This is a genomic window from Aquilutibacter rugosus, from assembly GCF_036541335.1.
In the GTDB taxonomy this organism is placed as follows: Bacteria; Pseudomonadota; Gammaproteobacteria; order Xanthomonadales; family Xanthomonadaceae; genus Aquilutibacter; species Aquilutibacter rugosus.
This window is the reverse complement of the sequence record NZ_JAZHBO010000001.1, coordinates 1-25,129: the sequence shown is the minus strand read 5'-3', so window position 1 is coordinate 25,129 and position 25,129 is coordinate 1. Positions and strand designations below refer to the sequence as shown.

17 protein-coding genes and 3 tRNA genes are annotated in these 25,129 nt (G+C 59.9%); 19 read left to right on the top strand and 1 reads right to left on the bottom strand.

The window, feature by feature from the left end; translation table 11 throughout:
- Positions 1-69 precede the first annotated feature (69 nt).
- The 6 genes from V3390_RS00100 to V3390_RS00075 all read left to right on the top strand — a co-directional run bounded on the left by V3390_RS00100 (position 70) and on the right by V3390_RS00075 (position 13,471).
- Positions 70-4,773, top strand: coding sequence for a tape measure protein (locus tag V3390_RS00100; protein ID WP_331702826.1), 4,704 nt, complete (start codon positions 70-72; stop codon positions 4,771-4,773).
- Complete coding sequence (locus V3390_RS00095; protein ID WP_331702824.1) at positions 4,770-9,236, top strand: hypothetical protein; 4,467 nt, start codon at positions 4,770-4,772, stop codon at positions 9,234-9,236. Before V3390_RS00100 ends, V3390_RS00095 begins: the two co-directional genes overlap by 4 nt.
- 15 nt (positions 9,237-9,251) lie before the next feature.
- Complete coding sequence (locus V3390_RS00090; RefSeq protein WP_331702823.1) at positions 9,252-9,734, top strand: hypothetical protein; 483 nt, start codon at positions 9,252-9,254, stop codon at positions 9,732-9,734.
- Positions 9,734-11,707, top strand: a complete 1,974-nt coding sequence (locus V3390_RS00085) for a hypothetical protein (RefSeq protein WP_331702822.1) — start codon at positions 9,734-9,736, stop codon at positions 11,705-11,707. The genes V3390_RS00090 and V3390_RS00085 overlap by 1 nt, the downstream gene beginning before the upstream one ends.
- 75 nt (positions 11,708-11,782) lie before the next feature.
- On the top strand, positions 11,783-12,559 hold the full coding sequence (locus tag V3390_RS00080) for a hypothetical protein (protein ID WP_331702821.1): 777 nt from the start codon (positions 11,783-11,785) through the stop codon (positions 12,557-12,559).
- A 144-nt stretch (positions 12,560-12,703) separates the two neighbouring features.
- Positions 12,704-13,471, top strand: a complete 768-nt coding sequence (locus tag V3390_RS00075) for a DNA adenine methylase (protein ID WP_331702820.1) — start codon at positions 12,704-12,706, stop codon at positions 13,469-13,471.
- Between the two features lie 39 nt (positions 13,472-13,510).
- On the opposite strand, the gene V3390_RS00070 is transcribed toward V3390_RS00075, so the two are convergent.
- Positions 13,511-13,660 carry a hypothetical protein gene (locus V3390_RS00070; RefSeq protein WP_331702819.1) on the bottom strand — a complete coding sequence of 50 codons (150 nt, stop codon included), beginning with the start codon at positions 13,658-13,660 and terminating at the stop codon, positions 13,511-13,513.
- 358 nt (positions 13,661-14,018) lie between these two features.
- Here V3390_RS00070 and V3390_RS00065 point away from each other — a divergent pair, with 358 nt between their 5' ends.
- From V3390_RS00065 to V3390_RS00005, 13 genes are all read left to right on the top strand, one after another.
- Positions 14,019-16,340 (top strand): catecholate siderophore receptor Fiu, encoded by a 2,322-nt coding sequence (locus tag V3390_RS00065; protein ID WP_331702818.1) that lies wholly within the window; start codon positions 14,019-14,021, stop codon positions 16,338-16,340.
- A 20-nt stretch (positions 16,341-16,360) separates the two neighbouring features.
- Positions 16,361-17,038, top strand: coding sequence for a Fe2+-dependent dioxygenase (locus tag V3390_RS00060; protein ID WP_331702817.1), 678 nt, complete (start codon positions 16,361-16,363; stop codon positions 17,036-17,038).
- The gene (locus tag V3390_RS00055; RefSeq protein ID WP_406805139.1) at positions 17,035-17,658 is read left to right on the top strand and encodes a PepSY-associated TM helix domain-containing protein; all 624 of its coding nucleotides are present in this window, start codon (positions 17,035-17,037) and stop codon (positions 17,656-17,658) included. The genes V3390_RS00060 and V3390_RS00055 overlap by 4 nt, the downstream gene beginning before the upstream one ends.
- An 8-nt stretch (positions 17,659-17,666) precedes the next feature.
- Entirely contained in the window at positions 17,667-18,197 is a 531-nt protein-coding gene (locus tag V3390_RS00050; RefSeq protein WP_331689497.1) for a DUF2271 domain-containing protein, read from the top strand.
- Positions 18,198-18,221: 24 nt separating this feature from the next.
- Positions 18,222-19,034 carry a DUF4198 domain-containing protein gene (locus tag V3390_RS00045; RefSeq protein ID WP_331702816.1) on the top strand — a complete coding sequence of 271 codons (813 nt, stop codon included), beginning with the start codon at positions 18,222-18,224 and terminating at the stop codon, positions 19,032-19,034.
- 19 nt (positions 19,035-19,053) lie between these two features.
- Complete coding sequence (locus V3390_RS00040; RefSeq protein WP_331689495.1) at positions 19,054-20,010, top strand: FAD:protein FMN transferase; 957 nt, start codon at positions 19,054-19,056, stop codon at positions 20,008-20,010.
- A complete protein-coding gene (locus V3390_RS00035) occupies positions 20,007-21,467 on the top strand; it encodes a sulfite reductase subunit alpha (RefSeq protein WP_331702815.1) in 1,461 nt (486 codons plus the stop codon). Before V3390_RS00040 ends, V3390_RS00035 begins: the two co-directional genes overlap by 4 nt.
- A gap of 55 nt (positions 21,468-21,522) precedes the next feature.
- Entirely contained in the window at positions 21,523-23,376 is a 1,854-nt protein-coding gene (locus V3390_RS00030; protein WP_425492960.1) for an ABC transporter ATP-binding protein, read from the top strand.
- A gap of 15 nt (positions 23,377-23,391) precedes the next feature.
- Positions 23,392-24,576: a PQQ-dependent sugar dehydrogenase gene (locus tag V3390_RS00025; protein ID WP_331702814.1), complete on the top strand. Its 1,185-nt coding sequence runs from the start codon at positions 23,392-23,394 to the stop codon at positions 24,574-24,576.
- Between the two features lie 38 nt (positions 24,577-24,614).
- Positions 24,615-24,700 (top strand) — tRNA-Tyr (locus V3390_RS00020).
- A gap of 87 nt (positions 24,701-24,787) precedes the next feature.
- A tRNA-Gly gene (locus tag V3390_RS00015) sits at positions 24,788-24,861 on the top strand.
- Between the two features lie 29 nt (positions 24,862-24,890).
- Positions 24,891-24,966: transfer RNA gene (locus V3390_RS00010), tRNA-Thr, on the top strand.
- A 36-nt stretch (positions 24,967-25,002) separates the two neighbouring features.
- The coding region (locus tag V3390_RS00005) for a GTP-binding protein (RefSeq protein WP_049472805.1) at positions 25,003-25,129 on the top strand (127 nt) is incomplete at its 3' end.

Genomic DNA, 25,129 nt, shown 5'->3' with positions numbered 1-25,129 from the left:
AAAAATCAATCCGAGACCTTCCAGCATTTCGCGTATCGAATCGTCCATATCTCCATCCTAACGCATTTCATGGCCACTCAAGACGTCACCCTAAGGATCACAGCAAACGCCAACGGCGTATCGGCCACGGTTGTTAAGGTCAAAGATGACCTTGGCAGCCTTGGTGGCGCGGGAAAACGGGCCGGCAATGAGATCGACGCGGGCATGACGCGGGCGCGGCGCGGGGTTGAGTCGATCAGTCAGCAACTGGCGCAGACCAAGTCTCAGTTTTTGCAGCTCATTGGCGTGAATCTTGGCATGCAGCTTGTCAAGGACGTCGCCCGCGTTGCGGACGAGTGGAACAGTGTGGCGTCGCGCATCGATCTGGCCACCAAGGGCGCGGTGTCGCAGCAAGCGGCGATGCGCGGTGTGTACGCCGTCGCGCAGCAGACCGGGACGCAGATGGGCATTACCGGCGATCTGGCGGCGAAGATGTCGACCACGCTGATCGACATGGGCCGCAACTCCTCGACCGCGTTTAAACAGTCGCTGGATCTGACGCGAACGATCAATCAGACCTTCGCTGTGTCCGGTGCATCGGCCGAGGCACAAAAAAACGCCATTACGCAGCTCACCCAAGGCTTGGCCGGCGGCGTGCTGCGCGCGGAAGAGTTCAACTCCGTCATCGAAAATTCGCCGCGGCTGGCGCGTGCGCTGGCGGACGGCATGAACCTGTCGATGGGCGAACTGCGGGCCGCGGTCAACTCCGGGCAGGTAAGCTCCGAGGCGCTGGTCGCGGCGCTGCAGAATCAGGCGTCCGTCATCGAGGCCGAATATAACAAAATGCCGCTGTCGATCGGCCGTGCGTGGACGATGATCCAGAATGGCGTGATGCAATACATCGGCATGGTCAACAGCAGCTGGGGCGCATCGCAGGCGATCGCTCAGTCACTGGCCTTTGTCGCACAGAATATTGGCCTGATTGCCAACGGCCTGCTGATGCTCGGCGGCGCGTGGGTTTCGACACTGATCGGCCGCGCGCTGCCGGCCCTCACGACGTTTGCCCAAGGCCTGATCGTCACCACCAACGTCACCCGGGCCACCACCGGCGCGACCCTCGGCATGTCCGTGATGCAGCAGGCGGCCGTCGTGACCACGACGCGCCTCACAGTCGCCCAGGTTGCAGCGACAGTCGCGACGCGAGCCCTCGGCGCAGCAATGGCGTTCCTGTCGTCCAGCACCGGTATTGGTCTGGTCATTACCGGCGTTGCGCTGCTGATCTCCTACCTCAACAACATGGGTGAGACGGCCAAGGTCAGTAGCGACGAAGCGGCGGCATCCTTCCGCACCGCTAAGCAAGCACTGGACGAGTACAAGAACTCGGCCGGTACAGCCAACTTCAAACAGTTGGTGGATGCCAACGTTCCGCAGGAGCTGGACAAGATCACCGAACGCCTGCAATACCTGCGGGCCGAAAAGGAAAAGTACGACAACACCACGTGGATCTACGAGAGCGAGCAGGGCCGGCAGGCCTATCGCGAAATGAGCAACGAGATCGACGTTCAGTACGAACGTCTGAAGCAACTCAATCCGGCGTGGGCACAGGCGACGCAGGACATGGCCCAGCACATTCTGACCACGGCCGGTGCCAAGAACGCCAGTGCCGATCTGACGGCGGAGGTCGCCCGCCTGATCGATATGCATGAGCGCAATAAGATCAGCACCGAAAACTACAAGATTCGCGTCGAAGCCGCTGTCAGAGCTTCGTATGACATGAATACGGCTTCGCGCGCGGCATCTCAGGGCATCGATGAGGCCGCGCGCGCTGCGCAGAATGCGGCCGCCAGCATGGACTTCTGGTCCGGCAAGATCAACGGTGTGCTCGTCAACCTCGCCCGACTCCGTGCCGGTCAGAAGGGCGCAATGCAAATGGAAGCCGGGCTGCGCATTCGTCAGATGGCAATAGAGCGTGGCGGTGGCAAGAACAAGCCCGGTGCATACGAACGCGGCCGCGCTGCCATGATCGCCGACGGGTCCTGGCAGGAGGAAGGCAAGGGAATCCTTGAGATGAACCGCCTGCTCGACCAGCAGGATAGAGAGCAGGCCGCAGCAGACGCGCGTGCCAAGGCGCAACGCAATGCGGCCTCCAGTGGGGCCAAGGCAGCACGAGCTGCAGCCGCAGCCGCCAAGCGTGATGAACGCCTGAATGTTCAACGTGACAACAAGGCAGAGACCGCGCAACAGCAACTCACCAACCTGATCGAAGAAATGAACGGCCGCAACATGGGTCCGGTGGCCAAGGTCAATGCTGACTACGCCAAGAAGGCGGCGGACATTGCCAAGATCGAAAAAGACCTTGCATCCGCGAAGAGGCTAACTGCGGAGAACCAGCAGCTGCTCACTCAGGCCACCGAAGCCAGCAACGCCGCCAAGGAACGCGCACTCGTCGTCGCGCAGCGCGAAGAGGACGAGAACAAGCGCAAGCTCGACATCGTCGGCAACTTGACTGAGGAGTACGATCGAGAAACCAAAGCGATCGGCATGAATGCGCGCGAGCAGATGATTGCGGATGCGATCGAAAAGGCCCGGGCGACCGCCAAGCAGCAGTACATCGATGGCCAGCGCACGAGTATTGAACTCACCGAACAGGAAACGGCCGCGCTGCGCGGATTCATCGGCACGTCTTACGATCAGCGGCAACTCGCCGAGGTGTCCAAACAGGCGGCCGACGATTTTCACCGTAACTGGACGGGTGCGATCGATGCCGTCGGCGATGCGTGGACGGACTTCATTTTCAGCGGCCTGCGCGACTGGAAGTCGTTTGGCAATTCGCTCAAGGATATTGCCCGCCAGTTCATGGGCAACGTCATGCGGCAAATGCGTCAAAGCGGTGGCCAGGGCGGCGTCGCACAGCAGCTGCAGCAGCTGATCTGGGGCAATGCGCAGCCCGCGTCCGGCTTCGCTTCCGGCGGCAGCTCAATCGGAAGCATGTTCACCGGTGCGATCGACAAGTTGAGCGCATCGAACAACTCCATGCTCTCCGGACTGGGCAACCTGTTCGGCCGCATGTTCGGCGGATCTGCGGCAGCGGGGTCGAGCGTCGCGATCGGCCAGTCAGCCGGCATGATCGCGCCGGTGGCAACCGCCATGCCGCGCGCGACGATCTCGCCGTGGATGGGCGCAATGGCCGGCGGCATGTGGGGTTTGCAGCGCGGCGGTGACGGTCTTATGGGCAAGGCTGGCTCCATGAGCGCCGGATTAATTGGTGGGATCTATGCGGCGAAAGGTGTGTCTGCTGCGGTATCAGCGTTCAGCGCCGGGGGCGGACTGATGGGTGCAGCGACGTCTGCCTTGAAGGCCATACCAGTGGCCGGGTGGATTGCGCTCGGCGCGATTGCCGTGGACAAAATCAGCGGCGGCAAGCTGTTCGGCACGTCCTACAAGAAAGAGTCGACCGCGACGGGCTTCAACATCACCGGAACCGGTGCGGACGGGTTCACCTCGGTCACCGAGTCCAAGCAAAAGGCCCTCTTTGGTGGCAAGAAATACCGCACGACGACGACCGGACTGGACGCGGAAGCGGAAGCGCAGGTTGATTCGATGTTCAAGGCGCTGTCCAAGTCCATCGCGGACGCCGCGGCGCAACTGAATGTCGACATGCCCGCGATGATTGCCGCCAGCTACAAGTCCGAATACGACAAGGACGGCAAACTCACTCGCCAAGGCGGCACGATTAACGGCCGCAACTACAACGAGTCGCAGGAGGCATTCGTGGCACGGCTCGTCGGCGAGAACCTGCTGGCCGTGGCCAAGGGTGCTGGATCCTCTGCAGAGATCGAGCAGCTGGCCGAAGCCTACCGCAGCACCGGAGAGGAACTGCAGGCGTTCTCGGCTTTTATGCTGGCCGTTCAAAGCGACCTCAAAAACGGCACCAATCTCTGGAACGCATCTCAAGTCTCGCTCACGCGCCTGACCGAAGTGGTCGAGTCCCTGGGCAAGGCCGGCGAGACGGTTGCCGAAACCTACGGCCGCATCGTGAGCGTGGCCAACGAGTACGGAACTCTCATCGCGGGCATCGACACCCAGCTGCGCACGGCCGGCCTGAGCGACTACCAGCGGCAGGCGCTCGAAATCGAGACGGCGTACCGTTCCCAGATCAAGCAAGCCAACGCACTGGCCAAGTCTGTCGGTCTCGCCGGTGCCCGCACCGAGGATCTTGCCAAGGTCGAGATGCTGCGTGCCGTGAGCATGGCGAAACTGCAGCAACAGATGGAGGCGCAACGCGATTCGTTCCTGCAGGACTTGCAACTGTCCAACCTCTCACCGCTACGCGACGACCAAAAGTTGGCCGAGGCAATGGGTCAGTTCCGAACTGCCGTGGCCACCGGTGACCTTGCCCGCGCTCAGCAGCTCTCCAATACCGCGCTGCAGCTGGGCCAGACCCTGTTCGCATCCGGCGCGGATTACAACGCGCTTTACAACGAAATTACCGAGTCTTTGAAAGGCATTCAAACGCCCTCGCTAATTCTCGATGATGGCACCACGATGGGCGATCTTGCGCAGCTCCTGATGGACCTCCCGCACCAGTTCGCAAGTGAGTTCGCCTCTCTGATATATACCCCGGCCGCACCGGTCGTGTCCGCGCCGATTCTGGCGCCGTCAGTCGGCACGCCGTTGGTCGATAGCGGCAAGTCCGACGCGGTACAGCAGCAGCAGCTCGAAGCCCTCAACACGCTGGTCGACCTCACGACGCGCACACAGCGCATGACGCGCGCGGAGCAGATCCTGACATGAGCGAAAACATTATCCTGGTCGAGGTCGGCGCCGCTCCGCTACCCAACACCACGCCGGTGGTCCCCGTCTACCGCAACTGGTTCCCGGTACCCAACACGGCCGCACCGATCGCTTCGCCCGCCGTCACGATCGCACCGGTGGCGAACGGCCTGCTGCTGACGTGGCCCTCCTCTATCGCCGACGCCGAATACCGCATCGAAGGCGCAGACGACAACTCCGGGTCTCCCGGCACCTGGTCCCTGATCGGCACCACCTCCGACCTGCGCTACACCGTCACCACTGCCAGCCTTGCCACGCGCTGGTACCGCGTCACCGCCACGCTGCGCGGCCGCGTCTCCTCACCGTCTGCCGCCGTGCAGGGCACGCCGATCTCGCCGGCACAGCTACAGCAGTTCAACGATCTTGCCAACGACAACCTGCTGACGCCAGACGAAAAGCCGCGCGTCATCCAGGACCGCGACACGATCAACGGCGAACGCACCGGCCTCGAAGCCCAGGCCACCTCATACGGCATCACCGCTGAAAAGACGACCTACAGCAACGCGGTGGACGCGCTGACGGCATACCTCGCCACGCTGACGTCGCCGGTGCTTTGGAGCAACATCTCCGGCAACACCACCATTGTCGGCACCACGCTTCGCCAGAAGTTCGTGGACGTCGCCGTCGCCCGCCAAGCGCTTGTAAATAAGTTCGCGGCCGAAGCAAAGCGCCTGCTTGATGACATCGTCTCCGACAACATCATCTCCCGCGCCGAGAAACTGGGCGAAATCGTGCGTTGGAACGAAGCGGTAGCGGCGCTGTCAAGCGATCAGTCCAAGGCCGATGCCGCTGGGGTCTCGCGCACCGCCTACGATGCCGCGTACACTGCGCTCGAGACGCACATCAACGGGCTGTCTGGGTTTACCAACACAACCGTGGACACGCCCATTGTTGGCGCGACGTACCGCACAAAGTGGGGCGACTACCTGACGCAGCGGACCTTGCTGCTGAATGCGATTGCCGACAAGGCACGCACAATGGCGGCTGAAGCCAATGCAAGGGGCAACGGTTCGAACCTCGTGCCCTCTGCATCGTTCGGTCCCAATGACGGCTGGTATGACGGATGGGGTGAAACGTCTGCAACGTGGACGCTCAATAACGCGCCTGGCGGGCTGGCACCGATAGGTGTCAACGTTTATTGGACACAACCGACAGGCGTGCAAAATGGTTGGCTGACTTCCCGCGATGCACCGCCGTTCGGAATTGAAGGCGGTAAGCGATATTGCTGGCAAGCGAGGGCCTGGGCACAGCGCGCTAATGTTGGCATTGGCATCATCTGCTTCGACAAGGACGGCAACAACGTTTACGAGAGTGTAGTGCCGTATCCGCTTCGTGGGAGCGAACCGGCAAGCGCCGACGCATGGAAGCGCGTCAACGGCTATGAACTGTTCTTCGGGTTCTTTGATGCACCGGTGACTGCGGTGAGAGCAGTGATTTACTGCCGTCCTCACAGCAGCGGCGGTTTAGGCCCATACTGCGGATTCTTTCATCCGATGGTATCGGTGGCCACCGCAACGCAGACCGAGCCGCCGCCGTTCAGTGTCAACGATCAATCCCCGGCAATCAATGCGGCGCTTGCCGGTATTGACATCATCATTTCGGACGGCATCATTGACCGTTCGGAAAAGCGCACCGAAATCCTGCGCTGGACTAAGGCGCAAAATGAACGTGCAGATTTGGTTGCACGTGCGAGTGCGGCAGGTGTTTCCAGCACCAATTATTCAACCGCCTATACGACGCTATCCAACTACATCGGAACGCTGTCAAACTTCAACGATGTTGCGCAGGACACCGCCGCCAATGGCGTGACCTACCGTGGAAACTGGTCGGCTTACTACCTCGAATTTGAAGCATTGGTGCGTGCGATTGAAGCAGCGGCTGCTTCCACTTCGACGTGGAGTGGCGTGACTGGAAGTGGCAAGCCTGCAAACAACGCCACCGCAAACCCGATTTGGTACGGCGGCACGATGCCAGCCGTTCCGTTCGAGGGCATGATCTGGGTCAACGATACGGTCACGCCGAACGTTTCCCAAATGTATACAAGTGGCGCGTGGCGCATCACGGGCAAGAACGTCACTAACACCAACCAACTGACGGACGGTGCGGGGCTTGGCAATTCGTCGACCTGGACTGGCACGACCGGCAAGCCGACGGAGTTCACGGATGGTCGCGTTGCGGCTGGCATCAATTCTGACGGCACACTGGTATCGGGCAAGAATAACCTGGGGGCTATTGCGGACGGCGGGGGTTATTCGCGCACGATTCAAAGCCGTGTTTCGGGCGGCAAGCCAATCGTTGATTTCAGTGAAACGATCCACTTCAACAAGAACCTCGACAACGTTGGCGACGGCACCACATTCCGCCGTGTCGGTTCAGGCTATGCAGATGCAAGCGGTCGCATCACGAATGTCTACACTTCAAGCGGTCCGGCTTCCACGCAAACGGTTTACGACTATGCAAGTGCAGGAAAGGGCGCATCCGATGACCTGACCGCAGCGCCTCAGTTCGACCGGGTGAACAAGCGCATCAACGGCTTCTACGGTGAGGGCGCACTGGCGCGAAAGGGAAGCGTAGATTTTGCCACTGGCGATGTCACGAACCGGACCGCCAACAACATCACCTACACGGCGGGCGGAACGGTGGATTCGCTCAAACCTGCCGAAGCGGGTGCGCAGGTCACGGCAGGAAAATCCATTGACATCCTCGCCGACGGAACAACGTATCGGCGCACTGGATCGGGATACGTGGATTCATCGGGTCGCATCACGAATCTGTACACGTCAAGCGGTCCGACTTCCACGCAGACGGTGTACGACTACGCCGCAGCGGGTAACGGCGCAAGCGCAGACCTTTCCGCATCACCTGACTTCAACCGCACGACGAAGCGCGTCACGTCATTCGTAAATCAGGGCGGGCTGTCCATCAAGAACAGCGTTGACCTTGCAACGGGTGAGGTGATTGGCAAGGTCGCCACAAACATCACGTATTCCGGTGGAGGAACGGTTGAATCGCTGAAACCTGCGCAGGCCGGTGCAGATGCAACAGCGGGCAAGTCCATTGACGTATTGGTTGATGGTACGAATTTCCGCCGCACAGGTGCGGGCTACGTTGACACCACAGGACGGGTGACGGGTCTTTACGACCCCGCAGTTGGCATCCGTGACGGCGCTTACATCGGCTCCGCTGCATCACGCGCAACATCGGGCTTGCAGACCGACGGCAAGTTGGTAGCAGGCAAGAATGACCTCGACCTGATTAACGACAGTGCAACCTACGGAAAGGTGCGGGGCAGCACCCTGCAATCGGGCATCCCAAAAGGCATGTCAGCAGGTCAGAACACCATCCAGAACGCATCGTTTGAATCAAACCTTCTCGGAGTTGCCCTTAACCAATGGCGCTCGTCCGGAGACCTGATTGACGGCTGGAAAGTTTACGATGCAAGTGGCGGTTCAGTTATGGTGCAGAGCGGAAGTGGCGCAGCACCGCGGACTGGCTCGAATAAGTTGCTGGCAACCATCGGCAACTCAATTAACGTTCCTGCATATGGTCGCGTCGAGTCCTTCGCAAACACGCCTTACGAAATCGAGGTCCATGCCGGCGAGTGGTGGACAGTGCAGGCGTATGTCGGCATCTATTCGGATGTTGCAATCCCAGCCGGACTTTCCACGCGCACCCTTGTAGCCCTGATCTACCTCAATGCAAGTGGCGGCTACGTCGGAGAAACCTCTTTTGACCTCTGGAACAATGTCGGCGCGAATGGCATGGCGGGCGTTCCACATATCGCGACGGGGCAAGTTCCGACGGGGGCGGCAAAGGCAGAAATCTGGATCGGCGTAGCGGCTCACAACACAACGGGCGCTCCAATTTCGACACCTGCAAGCGGCAATGTCTGCATGCCGTACTTCGACGACATCCTAGTTGCACGTTTGAGCAACCTCGACACCGAAGTTCAGCACGGCACGGTGTATGGAAAGACGGCCAACGAAGACCTCATTGACAGCGCAGGCATCCGCCGCATCGGTCTCCGCGTTGCAGGCTCAAACCAGCGCATCGGCGACCAGCGCAATTTGCCACAGAGCCGCGCCACAAGCTACGGCGTGATCCGAAACGTTCCGACGCTCGCGGCGACTTCATCGGGCAGCGTGTCCGTCAACGCGCACGTGGCAAATTACGGCTCCGTGTCCATCAACTACAGCGCCGTCTCTAACGCGGTCACGGGCCTGACAGTAGGTAAGACGTACGTCATTTACGCCAGCGATCCGGACTACAGCGGCGGCACGCGCACGTGGCAGGCCAGTGAATCGGCGAACTTCGTCATGACGCAGGGCGATGGGATCGTCGTGGCTGGCTACGTCACCATTCCGTCCAGTGGGTCATCAGGCGGCGGTGGCGGACCGATTGGACCTCCGCCGAACGAACCTTAAAACAAGGAAAATACCATGCAAGCAACTGAACTGCCCAACCGCCCAGCGACCATTCCCACCAACTGCACAATCATGGACTTCGAGGATGGCGGCAAGTATTTCCGCGTATCCATGAAGCTGGTGGACGCATCAAGCGGTTCGATATCCATTGACGCACAATGCTTCGAGGTGGACGCGAATGGCAATTTCATGACGGCACCCGATGGGCGGCCAAGCCGCACCGCTGGCAGCGTCAAGACGGTCATGGCATCAAGCCTTGGCGACACGCACACGCTCAACCCCGGCTGGGTACGGAAAGTCGGCACGTATCAAGAGGCGGACTTCGAGAATGCCGCGCCGACCACGCCGCCTGCCATTGGCGATACGTACTTCGACACGGCAAAGCAAACCGCGTTCGAGTATGTCGAAGGCGAGAAAATGCGCATCGCAAAGGGCGCGGTGGACGACATGATGGCCATCATCGCCAACAGCAGCGCGATCGCGGGAATTGGCTGGTAATGCCCGTATACGGAAAATTCGCTGCAGCACCGATCGGCGCCGGCTTGGTCGCGCGCGACGGTGGCGTCACACTCGCCACCAACGCGGATGGAATTGGATTGAATCGGGTCGCCCGCAGCGATGTTTCTGTGACCACCGGTGTTCGTGGCGCAGGATTTGCATTCTGGGGCGATGCAAGCCTTGTGGCGGCGGTCGGTATCATTCAAACCGGCGGATCGCTCACTGCCGTGCTCGGCAGTGCTGCCGACAGTATTGGCTGGCGCGTGGACGCTGGTGTCGTCACCCAAGGGAACTCAACGTTGCGCAGCGGTCTGCCACTTGTCGTCAAAGGCGACACGGTTGGTATCCGAATCAATATCTCGGCAGGTACCATCGAGCTGTACCGTAACGGCGCGCTCATTGCGACGCTCAGCGTCATTCTGACCGGTTTTAGCTGGCACTTCGCCTGCAGCCTCTCCGCACCCCTGTCCGGACAACTTTTCGCCGCCGTAAACAGTGGACAATGGCCCGCGTCCAACGCCGCCGAGCTCGCAGGCTGGCAAGCGAATCCGATCGTTCCGGCGGCCGTCTACCTCGCCGATCGCGAGTTCATCACCGCCGCCACGGACACCCCGCCACACCTCCGTTACGAAGGCATTCTCGACAGCGACGACATCACACTCGCACAGGGTGTCACCTTCTGGCCGTGGTCGAACGAGCAGGCATCCCACGCTGCAGGCGGCGCAATCTGCCGCGTGTTCGACCCGCGTGGCCAGCTCGACGCGCTGGTCACTGCCGACAGCGGCTCCATGCCGGTGGCGATCGTCATTGCCGCACCGGGCAGCACGAGAGCGGCCGCTACCGTGGCCGCTCGCTTCCGCTTGGACAGCGTGGAAGTCGAAAGCGAGACCGTCAAAGTCCTGCACCTGACCGATGCCGATGAGGCTCTCGACACTCCAGTCGCGCGAGGCGTCTTTGCCCCCAATGTGCCTGCACAGGCGTGGAAGGTTCAGCCGGCCATCATCGGTGCGGTAGCTAACGTTCCCGGACTGTCTTGTACTGCCGACGGAAGCACGCAGTTTGTCGCGGACTCGCGTGTCACTGTTACCTCCGTCCGCGATCGCGGTGATTTGATGGAGAACGGGACGTGGGTCGCTGATGCCAGTGGCCAGCAGCTGATGTTCGTGTCGCCACCCCAGAATCCGGTCACGTGTGATGCCTCGTCACTCGGTGCGGGTCCGCAGGCTGCAACGCTGGCACAAGCTCTGACCGATCTGATGCAACGCGCTAATTCGGCCGCTTGGTCGCTTGCCGATGCGCAGTCTATCGATGCCGCAACCGGCTATGGCGTGGGCTACTACTCGGCAGACGCCACGAGCGTCGGTAAAGCGATTGACACGGTGCTCTCGTCGTTCACCGCTGCGCGCTACCGCGGAGCGGATGGTGTTCTGCGCCTGGTCCGCCTAATTGATCCGGAAACGGTCGCGGATGCGAGTCTGGTCTTTGACGTCGACGACTTCGAGGGCGACCTGCTGCGCGATCCCGACACCGCGCCTGGACTGACGCGCACCCTGAATTTCAGACCGAATGCCAAGGTCCTGGCCGAGAGCGATTTGGTCACCGATTACGTGGACGTACCGCAGTCCCTTCGTGACCGCCTCACGGCCACTCATCAGGGACGAGTCTACTCACCGGTCACGGTTTCTCGAATGTACGATCGCATTGCCGCAGCCGATGCATTTAACAGCGTGTTCTGGGCGGAAAGCCATGCTCGTGCGGAACTGGACCGAGTGCTCGCGCTGTACGCGGTGAACCGCTATTTCTACCGCGGAACGTTCGCATGGACAAGTGCAGTGCCGCCGCAACCTGGCCAGGTTGGCCGCGTCCGTTTCGTGGATAGTCAGGGCGCCGCGCAGGCACGCAAAATTCTAGTGCGATCGTGCGTTTTTGACCCTGTAAAGGGAACGGTCGACATCGTCGGATGGGGAGCGTAAATCATGCTTTTGGGAATGAATATGGCAGGCGGCTCTACGGTCTCACTCTCATCGAGCAAGAGTGGCGCGGCCGTCATGACCGCAGATGCCGGCTCGGCGCTAATTGATGGCGTACCCGGCCGCCGGACGCGTCTGCGTTGGATGACTGCCACAGGGCAGGTACTGACTGACCACGTCGTTTTAAAGTTCACGCTGCCGGGGCCAACCGCAGTCAATGCTGCGGCACTCCTGAACACATCTTTGCCTACGGGTGTCAAAGTCAATATTGAGCTCTGGAATGGCGGCGCCACACTAGGCAGCGGTTCTGTGCGAACGGCTCGACTTGGAGATGGGAACGTAGGTGCTGTCTGGCGGCCGACACGGCAGACGACCGTTACCGAAGTCCGAGTGGTAATTTACAACGATGTGAATGGGTCGGTCGGTATTCCCGCGGGGACGCTTTTTGACCTCGGCGAGGTCATCTTTGGTGATCTGGTGGACATGCCGCACGTTGACGAATGGGACAACGAACTGGTTGATCCATCGAGCGCCAGTCGTACCCGAGGCAGCCGGCCGATCGTCGCTTCAAAGACTCCTTACAGGCGCTTTGAGAGCGCATTGACGCCGCAGACAAAAGCCATCGCACGGCAGGGCGGCCTGACCAACGGTCAGGACTGGGAGACGCTCCGGAGGGCCATGCTTCCAGAGTCCGCTCGCACCATCGCGATCGTCCGTCACAACACGCCTGCTGGTGCGGTGGATCAGCCCGAAATTGAAGACACGCTGCTGTTCGGCATTGGCCGGATGGCGGCCATTTCACACCGAGGAGGTGACTGGTACGGCACGACCGTGACCGTCGAAGAAATCCCCTAAAACGAAGCGACGGCCAGCCACCGCCAAGTGGCCGGCCGCCGCCAGCACCACGTCTCATTCACGTGGATCGGCCAGGGCTCCGTTGCTCCCGGGGAGCACGGAGATTCTGGCCCACCCAAATCCCACTGAATGAGACTACTAACAATGACCAAACCAATCATCCCTTGGCCCGGCGGCAAGCGCCGTCTCGCCGACAAGCTGTTCCCGCTCTTTGACAATTCACACACCTGCTACGTCGAGCCCTTTGCCGGAGCCGGCGCACTCCTGTTCATGCGCGCTGACCCTGCCAAGGTGGAGGTTCTGAACGACATCAATGGCGACATCGTGAACCTCTATCGCTGCGTTCAGCATCACCTAGACGAACTCGTCCGCCAGTTCCGCTGGCAGCTCGTCAGCCGGGAGGAGTTCGACCGGCTTCTCCGATCCAGGGCAGACACGCTAACGGACATCCAACGAGCCGCCCGGTTTCTTTACCTGCAGAAGGTCGCCTTTGGTGCCAAGGTCACCGGCCAGACTTTTGGGGTGGCAAAGACCAGCCCGCCCCGGCTGAACCTGCTCCGGATCGAGGAGGATTTGTCGACCGCCCACCTGCGGCTGGCCAGAGTCTTTGTCGAGAACGAGTCCTGGCAACAGACGGTCAAGCGCTACGACTCGCCCGGCACGTTCTTCTTCATGGATCCGCCCTATTGGCAGACGGCTGGCTACGGTGTCGAGTTCGGCATGGAGCAGTATCAGCAGCTCGCTGACGTCATGCGGACGATGGCCGGCAAGTGCCTCCTGACGGTCAACGACCACCCGGACATGCGCGCCGTATTTAAGGGGTTCAAGACGAGCCGTCTGCAGATCGCGTACAGTGTTGGAGGACAGGGCAAGAGCCCCACGGTAGGGGAGCTGGCGATTCGCAACTACTAATAGACTCCCAATGCAATTTGAACGGGCTTCGGAGCGGTTTCAAACCCCGTTCGAATTGGGGTCCAACGAGGTCTCCAGGAGCGACTCGACATGCATCACGACCTCCGCAAGGTCGGGGTTCAGATCGTGAAGCGCGAGGCGCAGGCAGCAGAGCAGGGCCGCTATTAAGGTCGCTTGTTCTTCTTTCATGAGGGTCTCCGGGCCAAAATGACATGATCCAGTAGCCTCAGCTTGGTGTCTGTCAGCGGATTCTGATTTTGCTGTCAGAATCAACCTTGTTAGGGTGTAGGTAATCTGAACGCAAAATCTAGGCGATCGGCATACAGCGGCCCGCTAAACTGACTTCGCAAACCAAGTGTCCCGATTTTGCAAACCATGTGGCCGCTTACACGCACCGAGCTCCGACAGGTCGCCTCTCCATAGGGAAGGCCAGCCCGGCCTTCCTAAAAACAATTGAGAATTAGTGTAGAAATAAGAATCATTATCATTTAAGATATGTCCACGGCCCAAGGCCGCCGCAATTCATGCAATCGGACGTATCCATTCAATGATCAAATCCCGCAAGCTCGCTCCTCATCAATCCCTGTCCCGCTCCGTCATGGCGGGCGCCACATTGGCCACGGGTCTCGGCATGGCCTTCGCTGCCAATGCGGAGGCACTGGTTGGCGATGCCCACGTCAAGCATTTGGGCCATGTCGAAGTGAAGGGCAAGCGCGAGCACATTCCGGATCATGCTGATTCCGACAAGTTCACTCAGAAATTGCAGGACACGCCGCAAACCATCCAGGTCATCACTAAAGATCTGTTCAATCAGCAGGGCGCGACGACCTTGACTGAGGCACTGCGCAATTCGCCCGGCGTCGGCACGTTCTATGCAGGCGAAAACGGCAACACTGCCACCGGCGACACCGTGTACATGCGCGGCTTCGATTCTTCATCCAGTCTGTTTGTCGATGGCGTTCGTGACATCGGTTCGGTCGCGCGCGATCTCTTTAATGTCGAACGTGTCGAAGTGTTCAAGGGCCCGGCCGGTACCGACAATGGCCGTACGCCGCCCAGTGGTGCCATCAACATGGTCAGCAAGCGCGCCAAGCTGCGCCGCGATGCATCGGCTTCGGTCACTGTAGGGACGGATGCCCAGCGTCGCGCAACGTTTGATATCAATACGCCCTTGTCGCTGCCCGGTGCCGCCTTGCGTGTCAATGTGGTGGGGCAGGACAGTGGTGTCCCCGGTCGTGATCACGTCAAAAATCAACGCTGGGGTGTGGCGCCGTCGCTTGGCTTTGGCCTGGACACCGATACGCGTGCCTATCTGAACTTACTGTACGTGCAGCAAAACAACGTACCCGACGGCTACGTGCCGACCATTGGTCTCCCGGGCTGGACTCCGCAACCGGGTCTGGAGGCCTTGGTCGGCCATCCGGTCGATCCGAGCAATTTCTACGGAACGCGATCGGATTACGAAGACACCACCGGCAAGATGGCCACGCTGCGTGTGGAGCATGAAGTCTCCGACAACCTGCTGATCTCGAACACGCTGCGTTGGGGCGAGACGCATCAGGACTATATGCTGACGGCGTTCATGAGTACCGGTAACAACATCGGCACAGGTGCGTTGGGCAACATTCGCTATACCGACGTCAATGATCTGAGCAGCTACACTCTGCGTCGCAGTAATCCGACCTTTAAGGATGTCACTAACGAGATTCTTACCAATCAGTTCAATGTCAATGCCAATTTCAAGACCGGCAATATCGGGCACGCATTGAGCACCGGTATTGAACTGACGCGCGAAAAGCAGGCTTCGCTGGGTCGTGCCGCCACGAACGGTACGATCTGGACGCCGGCCAATCTCTATCAGCCCGACTGGAATGCGACCGGTCTGACTTGGGCGTATAACGGTGCGGATGGCTACGGCAAGACGCAAACGGCCTCCGTCTATGCCTTCGACACTTTGAGTATTGGTGAGCACTTGCTGGTGACGGGCGGATTGCGTGCCGATCGCTACAAAACCGCGTTTCGTAATTCGGTGGCCTGTACGGTCAATGCCAAGAACTGCGGCACCAACGCACTCGGGACTGTGGTTCCCGGTGTCGACCTGGAATCGTCGGACACGCTGCTGAACTGGAAGCTCGGCGCCGTTTACAAGCTCAACCCGACGGTGAACCTGTACACCAACTTTGCGGTGTCCCAGCAGCCTCCGGGTGGATCGAACTTCGATCTGAGTGCCGCAGCGAACAATCTCAATAATCCGAACATGGATCCGCAACAGGCTCGCACAGCGGAAATCGGCGCCAAATTTGCCTTCAACCGTGATCGTTTCTTTGTGGATGCCGCGCTGTTCCGCACGCAAGTATTGAACGAGATCAACACGCAGGATCTGGACAGCAACGGCAATCCGACGCAGACCGGTGAAAAGCTGGTGCGTGGTGCCGAACTCACTGCAACCGGCAATCTGACGCGTCATTGGTCTGTTTCCGCCGGCTATACCTATATGGATACCGAAGTGACTAAGGGCGCCGGTGTGACTGCCGATGGCACCAGTGATCTCGCGTACACCCCGGGTTCTGCGATCACCACGTGGACGACCTATCGATTCCCGTTTGGTCTGACCTTGGGTGGTGGTGCCCGTTACAACGAAGGCCTGCATCGCGGTACCGATGGCGCCGTCGGCACGCCCGCATTCACCAAGTCGTACACCGTGTGGGATGCCGTGGCTTCGTTCGATGTCACGCCGGACCTGAGTCTGCGCCTGAATGCCTATAACCTGTTTAATAAGCAGTACGTGGCCTCGATCAACAAGTCGGGTTACCGCTATCTGCCGGGCACGCCGCGCACATTCACGCTGACCGCCGACTTCCGCTTCTAACCGATTTGCAGGAGCCGCACATGTTGCTACACATTCCGGGAGTTCTGACCGCTGACGAGTTGCAGGCCATCCGTCATGGCCTGGAATCGGCAACATGGACCGATGGCAGGCAGACTGTTGGCGCGCAGGGCGCTCAGGTTAAGCGCAATCTGCAGGTGGACGCTGATGATCCGGCGAGAGCCGAACTGTCGGCCCTGATTGAAACTGCAGTACGTCGGCATCCGCTGTTTTTTGCCGCTGCGTTGCCGCTACGCATTCTGACGCCGCGTTTTAACTGCTATCAGCAGGGCGGCACTTACGGGATGCACGTCGATGGCGCCGTGATGCAGGTCGATGCGCAGACCCATTTGCGTAGCGATCTGTCCTGCACGGTGTTTCTGAGCGATCCCGACACTTATCAGGGTGGTGAGCTGGTGATCCGTGACACCTACGGCGAGCACGACGTCAAGCTCGCAGCCGGTGATGCCATTCTGTATCCCGCCGGGTCTTTGCATCAGGTCACGCCGGTGACGCAAGGTCAGCGTCTGGCAAGCTTCTTTTGGGTGCAGAGCATGGTCCGAGATCCGCAGCAGCGCTCGCTACTGTTCGATATGGATACCGCCATTCAGGCGCTAAGGCAGTCCGATGCCGACGAGCAAGCCATCGTGCAACTGACCGGCGTGTATCACAATCTACTGCGTCAATGGGCCCAAGTATGAGCGCAACCTCGACCGATTCCCAACGCCGCCGCGGCTACTGGATGCGAACCCTGCATCAGTGGCACTGGATCAGCTCAGCAGTCTGTTTAGTCGGCTTGCTGCTGTTCGCAGTCACCGGCATCACGCTCAATCATGCGACCCGTATCGAAGGCACCCCGACCGTCGTGACGGGGTCGGCGCAACTACCGGGCCCGATGCTGAAGCAATTGCAGGGTTCGAATAACGACCCGATCCCGGACGCTGTGGCGCGGTGGCTGCAGGATCGTACCCGGCAAACGGTAGCGACCGGCACAGCAGAATGGAGCGAGACCGAAGTCTATGTCTCCATGCCACGTGCCGGCGGTGACGCCTGGCTGAGTATCGATCGTGCCAATGGCGCTGTGGAGTTTGAAAACACGACGCGCGGCCTCATCTCCTATCTCAATGACCTGCACAAGGGCCGCAATACCAGCACCGCCTGGAATGCCTTCATCGATGTGCTGGCCGTTGGCTGCCTGGTGTTTTGCATCAGCGGCCTGTTTCTACTGGTATTCCACGCGCGGCAGCGCCGCATGACCTGGCCGCTGGTCGGTCTGGGTCTGATGGTCCCGCTGATCCTGTTACTTCTGTTTATTCACTGAGGTTGCTCATGTCCCGTACCACTCTCCCTGTTGGTGCCACCTTGCTGGTGGGTTCGATCCTGGTGGCATCGCATGATGCGGCTGCCACTGAAATGACAGTCAGCGTCGAGATCCCGCGCTTGAACGTTGCGGAATATCACCGTCCCTATATCGCGGTCTGGCTCGAAGATGCCGATCAGAAAATGGCCGCCAATCTGTCGGTCTGGTATCAGCAGACCACCGGCAAAGAGGGCGCTGGCACCAAGTGGTTGCCGGACCTGCGTCAGTGGTGGCGCAAAGGCGGTCGCAGCTTGAAAGTTCCGGTCGATGGCATCTCGGGGCCCACCCGTCCTGCCGGTCGTCAGTCGATCAAGTATTCGGCAGCCCAGCTGTCGCGCGTTGCTCCCGGCAATTACACGCTGGTCATCGAAGCCGTACGCGAAGTCGGCGGCCGCGAGCTGGTCAAAGTGCCGGTCGTGATTGCACCGGGTAAGTCGTCTACCGCTACGGCCAAAGGTAAGGCCGAACTCGGCGCCATTGCCGTCGCCATTAAGCCCTAATTGCACATCGAACGGAGCACACTCATGCAACTGAAAACTAAAGTCCTCGCAATTTCCGCCTTGCTGGCTTTGATGCCGTCCCTGGCGCTGGCTCATAAGGCGTGGATCCTGCCTTCGCAAACGGTGAATTCCGGGGAATCGCCGGTGGTGACCTTCGATGCCGCCATCTCCAACGATCTGTTCTATTTCAATCACGTGCCGCTGGGCTTGGATCGCATTGCCGTCACCGCGCCCGATGGTTCCAAGGTCGAAATTGAGAATGGCTCGACGCTTAAGTACCGCAGCGTGTTCGATCTGTCGTTGCGTCAACAGGGCACCTATCGCATTGCTGCGGTCAATAGCGGTCTTTCTGCAAGCTGGACGGAAGACGGCAAGCCCAAGCGCTGGCGTGGTAACCCTGCAGAGTTTGCTGCCGCGGTACCGGCCAATGCAACCGATCTGAAAGTGATGCAGTCGCTGGGTCGCATTGAAACCTTTGTGACCAATGGCAACCCGAACGATGTGGCGATCAAGCCGGTCGGACAGGGACTCGAAGTTGTGGTGCAAGGTCATCCCAATGATCTGGTCACCGGCGAAACCGGACAGTTCCAACTGCTGCTTGATGGCCAGCCCGCTGCCGGCATCGATGTGGAGATCGTCCGCGGTGCCACGCGTTATCGCAACAGCCAGGACGAGATCAAGGTCAAGACCGATGCGCAGGGCCGTTTCAGTGTCGAATTTGCCGAGCCGGGCATGTACTGGTTGGAAACGGCAACGTCCGATGCCAAGACCTCGCTCAAGCAGGCCAAGGAACGTCGTCTGACTTATGTCGCCACCTACGAAGTCCTGCCCGAGTAAGTGCAAGGTTTCGTTGAGCATGAGTGATTGGGCGCGCTTGGGCGGCGAAAGCATGGGCACGAGCTGGAGTGTCGTGATGCAATGCCCGCCCGCAAGCGATCTGCGTCGTTTGCATCAGGCCATTGAACACTGTCTGGATCGCGTCATCGCACAGATGAGCACATGGGAGCCGGACTCTGAGATCTCGCAATACAATCGCGGTGCGCCGGGTAGTTGGCATCGCGTGTCGTTCGAGTTCTTTAGCGTGCTCGAGTGTGCGCTGGATATCGCCCGTGCCAGCGATGGTGCCTTGGACCCCACCATTGGCCGACTGGTCGGTCTGTGGGGATTTGGCGCCAATGCCATCGCAGGCAGCGCCGGCATTCCGGACGCGGCTTCACTCGAAGCGGCGCGTCATGCGTCGGGTTGGCATCGCCTTCGACTGGATGCGCCAAGTCTGTCCGTATGTCAGCCCGGCGGACTGCATCTCGATTTGTCTGCCATTGCCAAGGGTTTTGCCGCTGACTGGGTCGCGATGCGCTTAAGTGAGTTGGGCATTCGCAACGCGCTGGTCGAAGTGGGCGGTGAACTGGTCGCGATGGGCACGTCCGAACGCGGCGCACCGTGGAACATTCTGCTGGAAAGTGGCGACGAGACCGACCGCGTGCAGCCACGTGTCATTGCATTGGGGCAGGGCGCCGTCGCTACGACCGGTGACCTTTGGCACGGCGAACGTCGCGGCGACCGTTGGGTCTCGCACAGTCTCGATCCGCGCACCGCTGAACCCATCCCCGCGGCGGTAAGTGCAGTAACTGTCGTAGCGGACTCGGCCATGCGTGCTGACGGTTGGGCTACAGCGCTGGCAGTGCTGGGGCCGTCGATCGGCTTACAACGTGCAACGGCTTTAAATATTCCCGCCCGATTTGTAGTGCGCGAAGGCACCACAGTCACCGAACACTGTACGCCCGCTCTCGAGCCTCTGCTGGTGGATGCATGAACTTACGCGTGATCTTCAACGGACTGGCGCTGCTGCTGCTGTTCGCTACAGCTGCAGCACTCATCTCGCTGCAGCCTTCGCTGCTGTGGACTACCGAGCGCAATCATTGGTGGCTCGCAGCCGGCTTGATGACTGCCTACGCCGTGATCTCCTGGTGGTGGGTTCGCCGCAGTCGCACACCGGCTATCAACCACACCGGCATGAGCGCGCAAACGGTACTGGTGGTGCATGCCAGTCAGACCGGTACGGCGACTGCACTGGCACAGCAGACCGTGCAGACCTTAAGGAGTAGTGGCGTGGCCGCTGAGCTGTGCCCGATTGGCGAGCTGCACTCGGATACATTGCAGAACGCTGCGCGTTCGTTGTGGATCGTAAGCACCACCGGCGAAGGCGATGCCCCCGACGAGGCGCTGGCCTTCCTGCAGACATTGGAGCAGCCGTTGCAATTTGCGGGCAATCATACCTATGCACTGCTGGCCTTGGGTGATCGCAGCTATACGCAGTTCTGCGCCTTTGGTCAGCGGGTGGCGCAATGGTTGGATGCCTCGGGTGCAAGAGCAGCGCGACCGTGGATTGCCGTCGACAATTTGGATCCTGAAGCGCTGGAGCAATGGCAACCGGTCTTGCGTCAGTTCGGAGCACACGAGGCCGGCTCCATGAAGACAACCCGTGCGCCCTTCGTTTACGGACAGCTGATGCAACGTGAATTGCTGAATCCCGGTAGCCTCGGCGGTGAGGCGCATCGGATTCGACTTGGCACCGAACTGGCATTGCCGTCGTGGCAGGCGGGCGACATCGTGCAGGTCGCGGTTCTGGACGAGCAAGGCGCATTGCCCGCGCCGGACGCGGCCGCCTCGCAATGGCGTGAATATTCGATTGCCTCTATTGAGCAGGATGGTGCCATCGAACTGCTGGTGAGGCTGATGCATGACTCGGCGGGACGGCCTGGGGCGATGAGCGGACTGCTGTGCCGGCACTGGCCGATTGGGGCGCGCATGGCATTGCGAATCCGCAGCAATCCCAGTTTTCATCTGCCGCAGGATAATGCGAGCCCGCTGATTCTGATTGGCAACGGCACCGGGATCGCCGGCTTGCGTTCGCTACTGCGCGAGCGGATTCGTCGTGGTGGCGGGCCGATGTGGCTGCTGTTCGGCGAGCGTCAGCGTGATCACGACGCATTCTTCAGTGAAGAGTTGCAGGCCTATGCCGATGCCGGCACTCTGCAACATCTCGATGTGACCTTCTCGCGCGATGGCGACGGGGAGTACGTTTGGCAGCGGTTGCAAAGCAGGGCAGCGCAGTTGCAGTCCTGGATCGAGCAGGGCGCCACCCTGATGGTCTGCGGAAGTCGGGCCAGCATGGCGACCGACGTCGACCGTATTCTGCGCGACTTGCTGGGCTCAACAACGGTCGACGACCTAGCGCGAACCGGCCGCTACCGCCGCGATGTGTATTGAGCACCGCGTCCGCCTTATAGCCATCTTAACGAGGCCGGTGGTAGCCTAAATTCCGATGCCACCTCCATTGCCCCAAGCCCAACTGAATCTGCGCGAACGCTTCAGCGCGATGCGCAATATCCGGCCGTTTCTGGCCGAAATCTGGTCGACCAGCAAATCGCTGACCATTGCGGCGGTGATCATCCGACTGCTGCGCGCGCTGTTTCCGATCATCACCCTGTATATCGGCAAGCTGATCATTGACGAGGCGATTCGCCTGGTCGGTGTTGGTGTCACCGATGACCTGATGCTGGCGCTGCAAAATGGCGCGCTGAACGACTTGCTGCTGTTCCTTGGGCTTGAATTCGCACTGGCGGTAGCGAACGATCTGTTCGGTCGGCTGTCGGGCTATGTGGACTCGGTGCTGTCCGAGATGTTCACTAACGCCACCTCGGTCAGGCTGATGGAGCATGCGTCGACCCTGGATCTCGAGGATTTCGAGAACGCCGATCTGCAGGATCAGCTGGAACGGGCGCGCCGCCAGACCATGGGGCGCATGAGTCTGATGTCGCAGCTGTTCGGTCAGGCACAGGATCTGATTACCATTCTGACGTTTGGCGCCGGTCTGCTGGCGTACGCGCCGTGGCTGATCGTGTTGCTGGCGGTTGCATTGCTGCCGGCATTCATTGGCGAATCGCACTTCAATGCGCAGAACTACTCATTGAACTTTCAGTGGACGCCGGAACGTCGCCAGCTCGAATATCTGCGGCAGATGGGATCCAGTGTCGAGACCGCCAAGGAAGTCAAGATTTTTAACTTGAATCGGTTCTTTATCGAACGATTCCGGTTTCTTTCGCAAAAATTCTTTGATGCCAACCGCAAGCTCGCGGCGCGCCGTGCATTCTGGGGCACCTTGCTGTCTGCCCTGGGTACGCTCGGTTACTACATTGCATATGCATACATTGCCTGGCGTACCGTTCGCGGCGATTTCAGCATTGGTGACCTGACGTTCCTGGCGGGTTCATTCCGCCGCCTGCGGCAGCTCCTGGAAAGCCTGCTGACGGGCTTCTCACAGGTTGCATCGCAAGCGCTTTATCTCGACGACTTGTACTCGTTCTTCCGCATTCAACCTGAAATCATCAGCAAACCCAATGCATTGCCGGTGCCTTCGCCAATCAGACAGGGCTTTGTGTTTGATGATGTCGGGTTCCGTTACGAGGGCAGCGACCGCTGGGCGTTGCGTCATCTGAGTTTTGAATTGCACGCCGGCGAGGTGTTGGCATTGGTCGGTGAGAACGGGGCCGGCAAGACTACCTTGGTTAAGCTACTTGCTCGTCTCTACGATCCGGACGAGGGACGCATTACTCTTGATGGCATTGACCTGCGCGAGTACGATCTCGACGACCTGCGTGCAAATATCGGTGTGATTTTTCAGGACTTTGTGCGTTATCACATGACGGCCGCAGAAAATATCGGTGTCGGTCAGGTCGAGGACATGACTAATCGCAGCCGCATCGAGGATGCGGCGCGACGCGGTATGGCCGATCAGGTCGTTGCCGGCCTCGAACGCGGCTACGACCAGGTCATCGGCCGACGCTTCAAGGAAGGCGTGGACTTGAGTGGCGGTCAGTGGCAGAAGATAGCCATCGCACGGGCTTACATGCGCGATGCGCAAGTCATGATTCTCGATGAGCCGACTGCAGCTCTGGATGCGCGCTCCGAGTTCGAGGTGTTCGAGCGCTTTAAGGAGCTCTCCGATGACAAGACCGCGATCCTGATCTCGCACCGGTTTAGCAGCGTTCGCATGGCCGACCGCATCCTGGTGCTGGCCGACGGCAAAGTGGAGGCAAGCGGCACCCACGCGGAGCTGATGGAGCAGGGCGGCCGCTACGCGGAACTGTTCGAATTGCAGGCTGCGGGCTACCGATAGGAGCGATTGATGAGAATGACGGCCAGTTCAATAGCAGCAGTATTGGCGATTGCTGCGTGTGACGGCTATGCGGGCATGCCGGCGGCGGAGACCAGTCAGGGTAAGACAATCGCTACTGAGTACGCATCCGTGCCGGCAACTGCATGGCGGGATGCCGGCGGTGGGGCGGTGTTCCGGGAACTGCACACCGAATTGTCACATCCCTGGTCCGTCGCAGAACTGCCTGGCGGTGATCTGCTGATCACGTTGCGCGAGGGCAAACTGCTCCGCATTGACGCGCATGGCCGCCGCCATGAAATCAGCGGCACACCCGAGGTCTTTGCACAAGGGCAGGGCGGTTTACTGGATATCGCGGTCGCACCCGATTTTGCGGTATCGCATCGGGTGTACTTGAGTTTTGCCGAGGCAGATGCGCAAGGTCTTGCAGGTACGGCGGTCGGCTTCGGCGAGTTGCAGGGCAATCAGTTGCGGGATTTCCGCGTGATCTATCGGCAGCTGCCGAAACTCGGCGGCGGAATGCACTTTGGTTCGCGTCTTGTGTTTGATCGTGACGGTATGTTGTGGATCAGTCAGGGGGAGCGCAATCAGAAGGAGCTGGCGCAGGATCTCGAAGTGCTGCAGGGAAAGATTGTTCGACTTCATGCTGATGGTGCGATGCCTGCGGATAATCCGTTCGCCTCCGGTGTCGGTGTGCGCAGAACCATCTGGTCGTTCGGGCATCGCAATGTGCAGGCCATGGCCATGGATCCGCGTACCGGCAAGGTGTGGGCAGCTGAACATGGCCCGCGCGGTGGCGATGAAATCAATGTCTTGCAGGCCGGCAAAAACTACGGATGGCCCATTGCCAGTTTCGGCATGGATTACGCCACAGGCAGGCCGTATCCGCAGACTCAGGCAGCATACATTGCCGGAACCGAGCCGCCGCATCACGTGTGGATGAAGTCACCCGGTGTCAGCGGTATGGCTTTCGTTGTGAATCGTCCGGAACATGCGTGGAACAATAGCCTGCTGGTCGGTGCATTGGCCGATAAAAGCCTGATCCGACTGACTCTGGACGGGGATAAAGTGACCGAGGCTGAGCGCCTTCTAACGGACTCAGGATGGCGCATTCGGGATGTGCGGGTCACGGCTGCAGGGCGAATTCTGGTCCTGACCGACGAGGATGACGGCCGATTGCTGGAAATTGTTCCAAACCGTTGACACGGCGAAAAAAACACCCGTATAATGCTGGGCTCATTGGAGGGATACCCAAGCGGCCAACGGGGGCAGACTGTAAATCTGCTGGCTTACGCCTTCGGTGGTTCGAATCCACCTCCCTCCACCATTTTGCCTTCGGGCGGATGGAGCTCCGTATGGAGCTGTGAAACAGCCGGAGTTACCACCCGGTTGTGCAGTACCCAAGCAACTTTGCGCGGGAGTAGTTCAATGGTAGAACAGTAGCCTTCCAAGCTTCTAGTGAGGGTTCGATTCCCTTCTCCCGCTCCATTGCACTTTCCTGTGTTGCTTGTCTTACTGCTCACGTAGCTCAGTCGGTAGAGCACCTCCTTGGTAAGGAGGAGGTCGATGGTTCGATTCCATTCGTGAGCACCAGTTTTTTAATCCACGCTATTTTTTGGGAATTTCCTCATGGCAAAGGGTAAGTTTGAACGCACCAAGCCGCACGTTAACGTCGGCACCATCGGTCACGTTGACCACGGCAAGACCACGCTGACCGCCGCACTGACCAAGATCGGCGCCGAGCGTTTCGGTGGCG

What these genes read in the sequence shown, in the direction of transcription:
- V3390_RS00100 (WP_331702826.1), top strand. Translation starts at nt 70, where the DNA reads ATGGCCACTCAAGACGTCACCCTAAGGATCACAGCAAACGCCAACGGC.
- V3390_RS00095 (WP_331702824.1), top strand. Translation starts at nt 4,770, where the DNA reads ATGAGCGAAAACATTATCCTGGTCGAGGTCGGCGCCGCTCCGCTACCC.
- V3390_RS00090 (WP_331702823.1), top strand. Translation starts at nt 9,252, where the DNA reads ATGCAAGCAACTGAACTGCCCAACCGCCCAGCGACCATTCCCACCAAC.
- V3390_RS00085 (WP_331702822.1), top strand. Translation starts at nt 9,734, where the DNA reads ATGCCCGTATACGGAAAATTCGCTGCAGCACCGATCGGCGCCGGCTTG.
- V3390_RS00080 (WP_331702821.1), top strand. Translation starts at nt 11,783, where the DNA reads ATGACCGCAGATGCCGGCTCGGCGCTAATTGATGGCGTACCCGGCCGC.
- V3390_RS00075 (WP_331702820.1), top strand. Translation starts at nt 12,704, where the DNA reads ATGACCAAACCAATCATCCCTTGGCCCGGCGGCAAGCGCCGTCTCGCC.
- V3390_RS00070 (WP_331702819.1), bottom strand. Translation starts at nt 13,660, where the DNA reads ATGAAAGAAGAACAAGCGACCTTAATAGCGGCCCTGCTCTGCTGCCTG.
- V3390_RS00065 (WP_331702818.1), top strand. Translation starts at nt 14,019, where the DNA reads ATGATCAAATCCCGCAAGCTCGCTCCTCATCAATCCCTGTCCCGCTCC.
- V3390_RS00060 (WP_331702817.1), top strand. Translation starts at nt 16,361, where the DNA reads ATGTTGCTACACATTCCGGGAGTTCTGACCGCTGACGAGTTGCAGGCC.
- V3390_RS00055 (WP_406805139.1), top strand. Translation starts at nt 17,035, where the DNA reads ATGAGCGCAACCTCGACCGATTCCCAACGCCGCCGCGGCTACTGGATG.
- V3390_RS00050 (WP_331689497.1), top strand. Translation starts at nt 17,667, where the DNA reads ATGTCCCGTACCACTCTCCCTGTTGGTGCCACCTTGCTGGTGGGTTCG.
- V3390_RS00045 (WP_331702816.1), top strand. Translation starts at nt 18,222, where the DNA reads ATGCAACTGAAAACTAAAGTCCTCGCAATTTCCGCCTTGCTGGCTTTG.
- V3390_RS00040 (WP_331689495.1), top strand. Translation starts at nt 19,054, where the DNA reads ATGAGTGATTGGGCGCGCTTGGGCGGCGAAAGCATGGGCACGAGCTGG.
- V3390_RS00035 (WP_331702815.1), top strand. Translation starts at nt 20,007, where the DNA reads ATGAACTTACGCGTGATCTTCAACGGACTGGCGCTGCTGCTGCTGTTC.
- V3390_RS00030 (WP_425492960.1), top strand. Translation starts at nt 21,523, where the DNA reads ATGCCACCTCCATTGCCCCAAGCCCAACTGAATCTGCGCGAACGCTTC.
- V3390_RS00025 (WP_331702814.1), top strand. Translation starts at nt 23,392, where the DNA reads ATGACGGCCAGTTCAATAGCAGCAGTATTGGCGATTGCTGCGTGTGAC.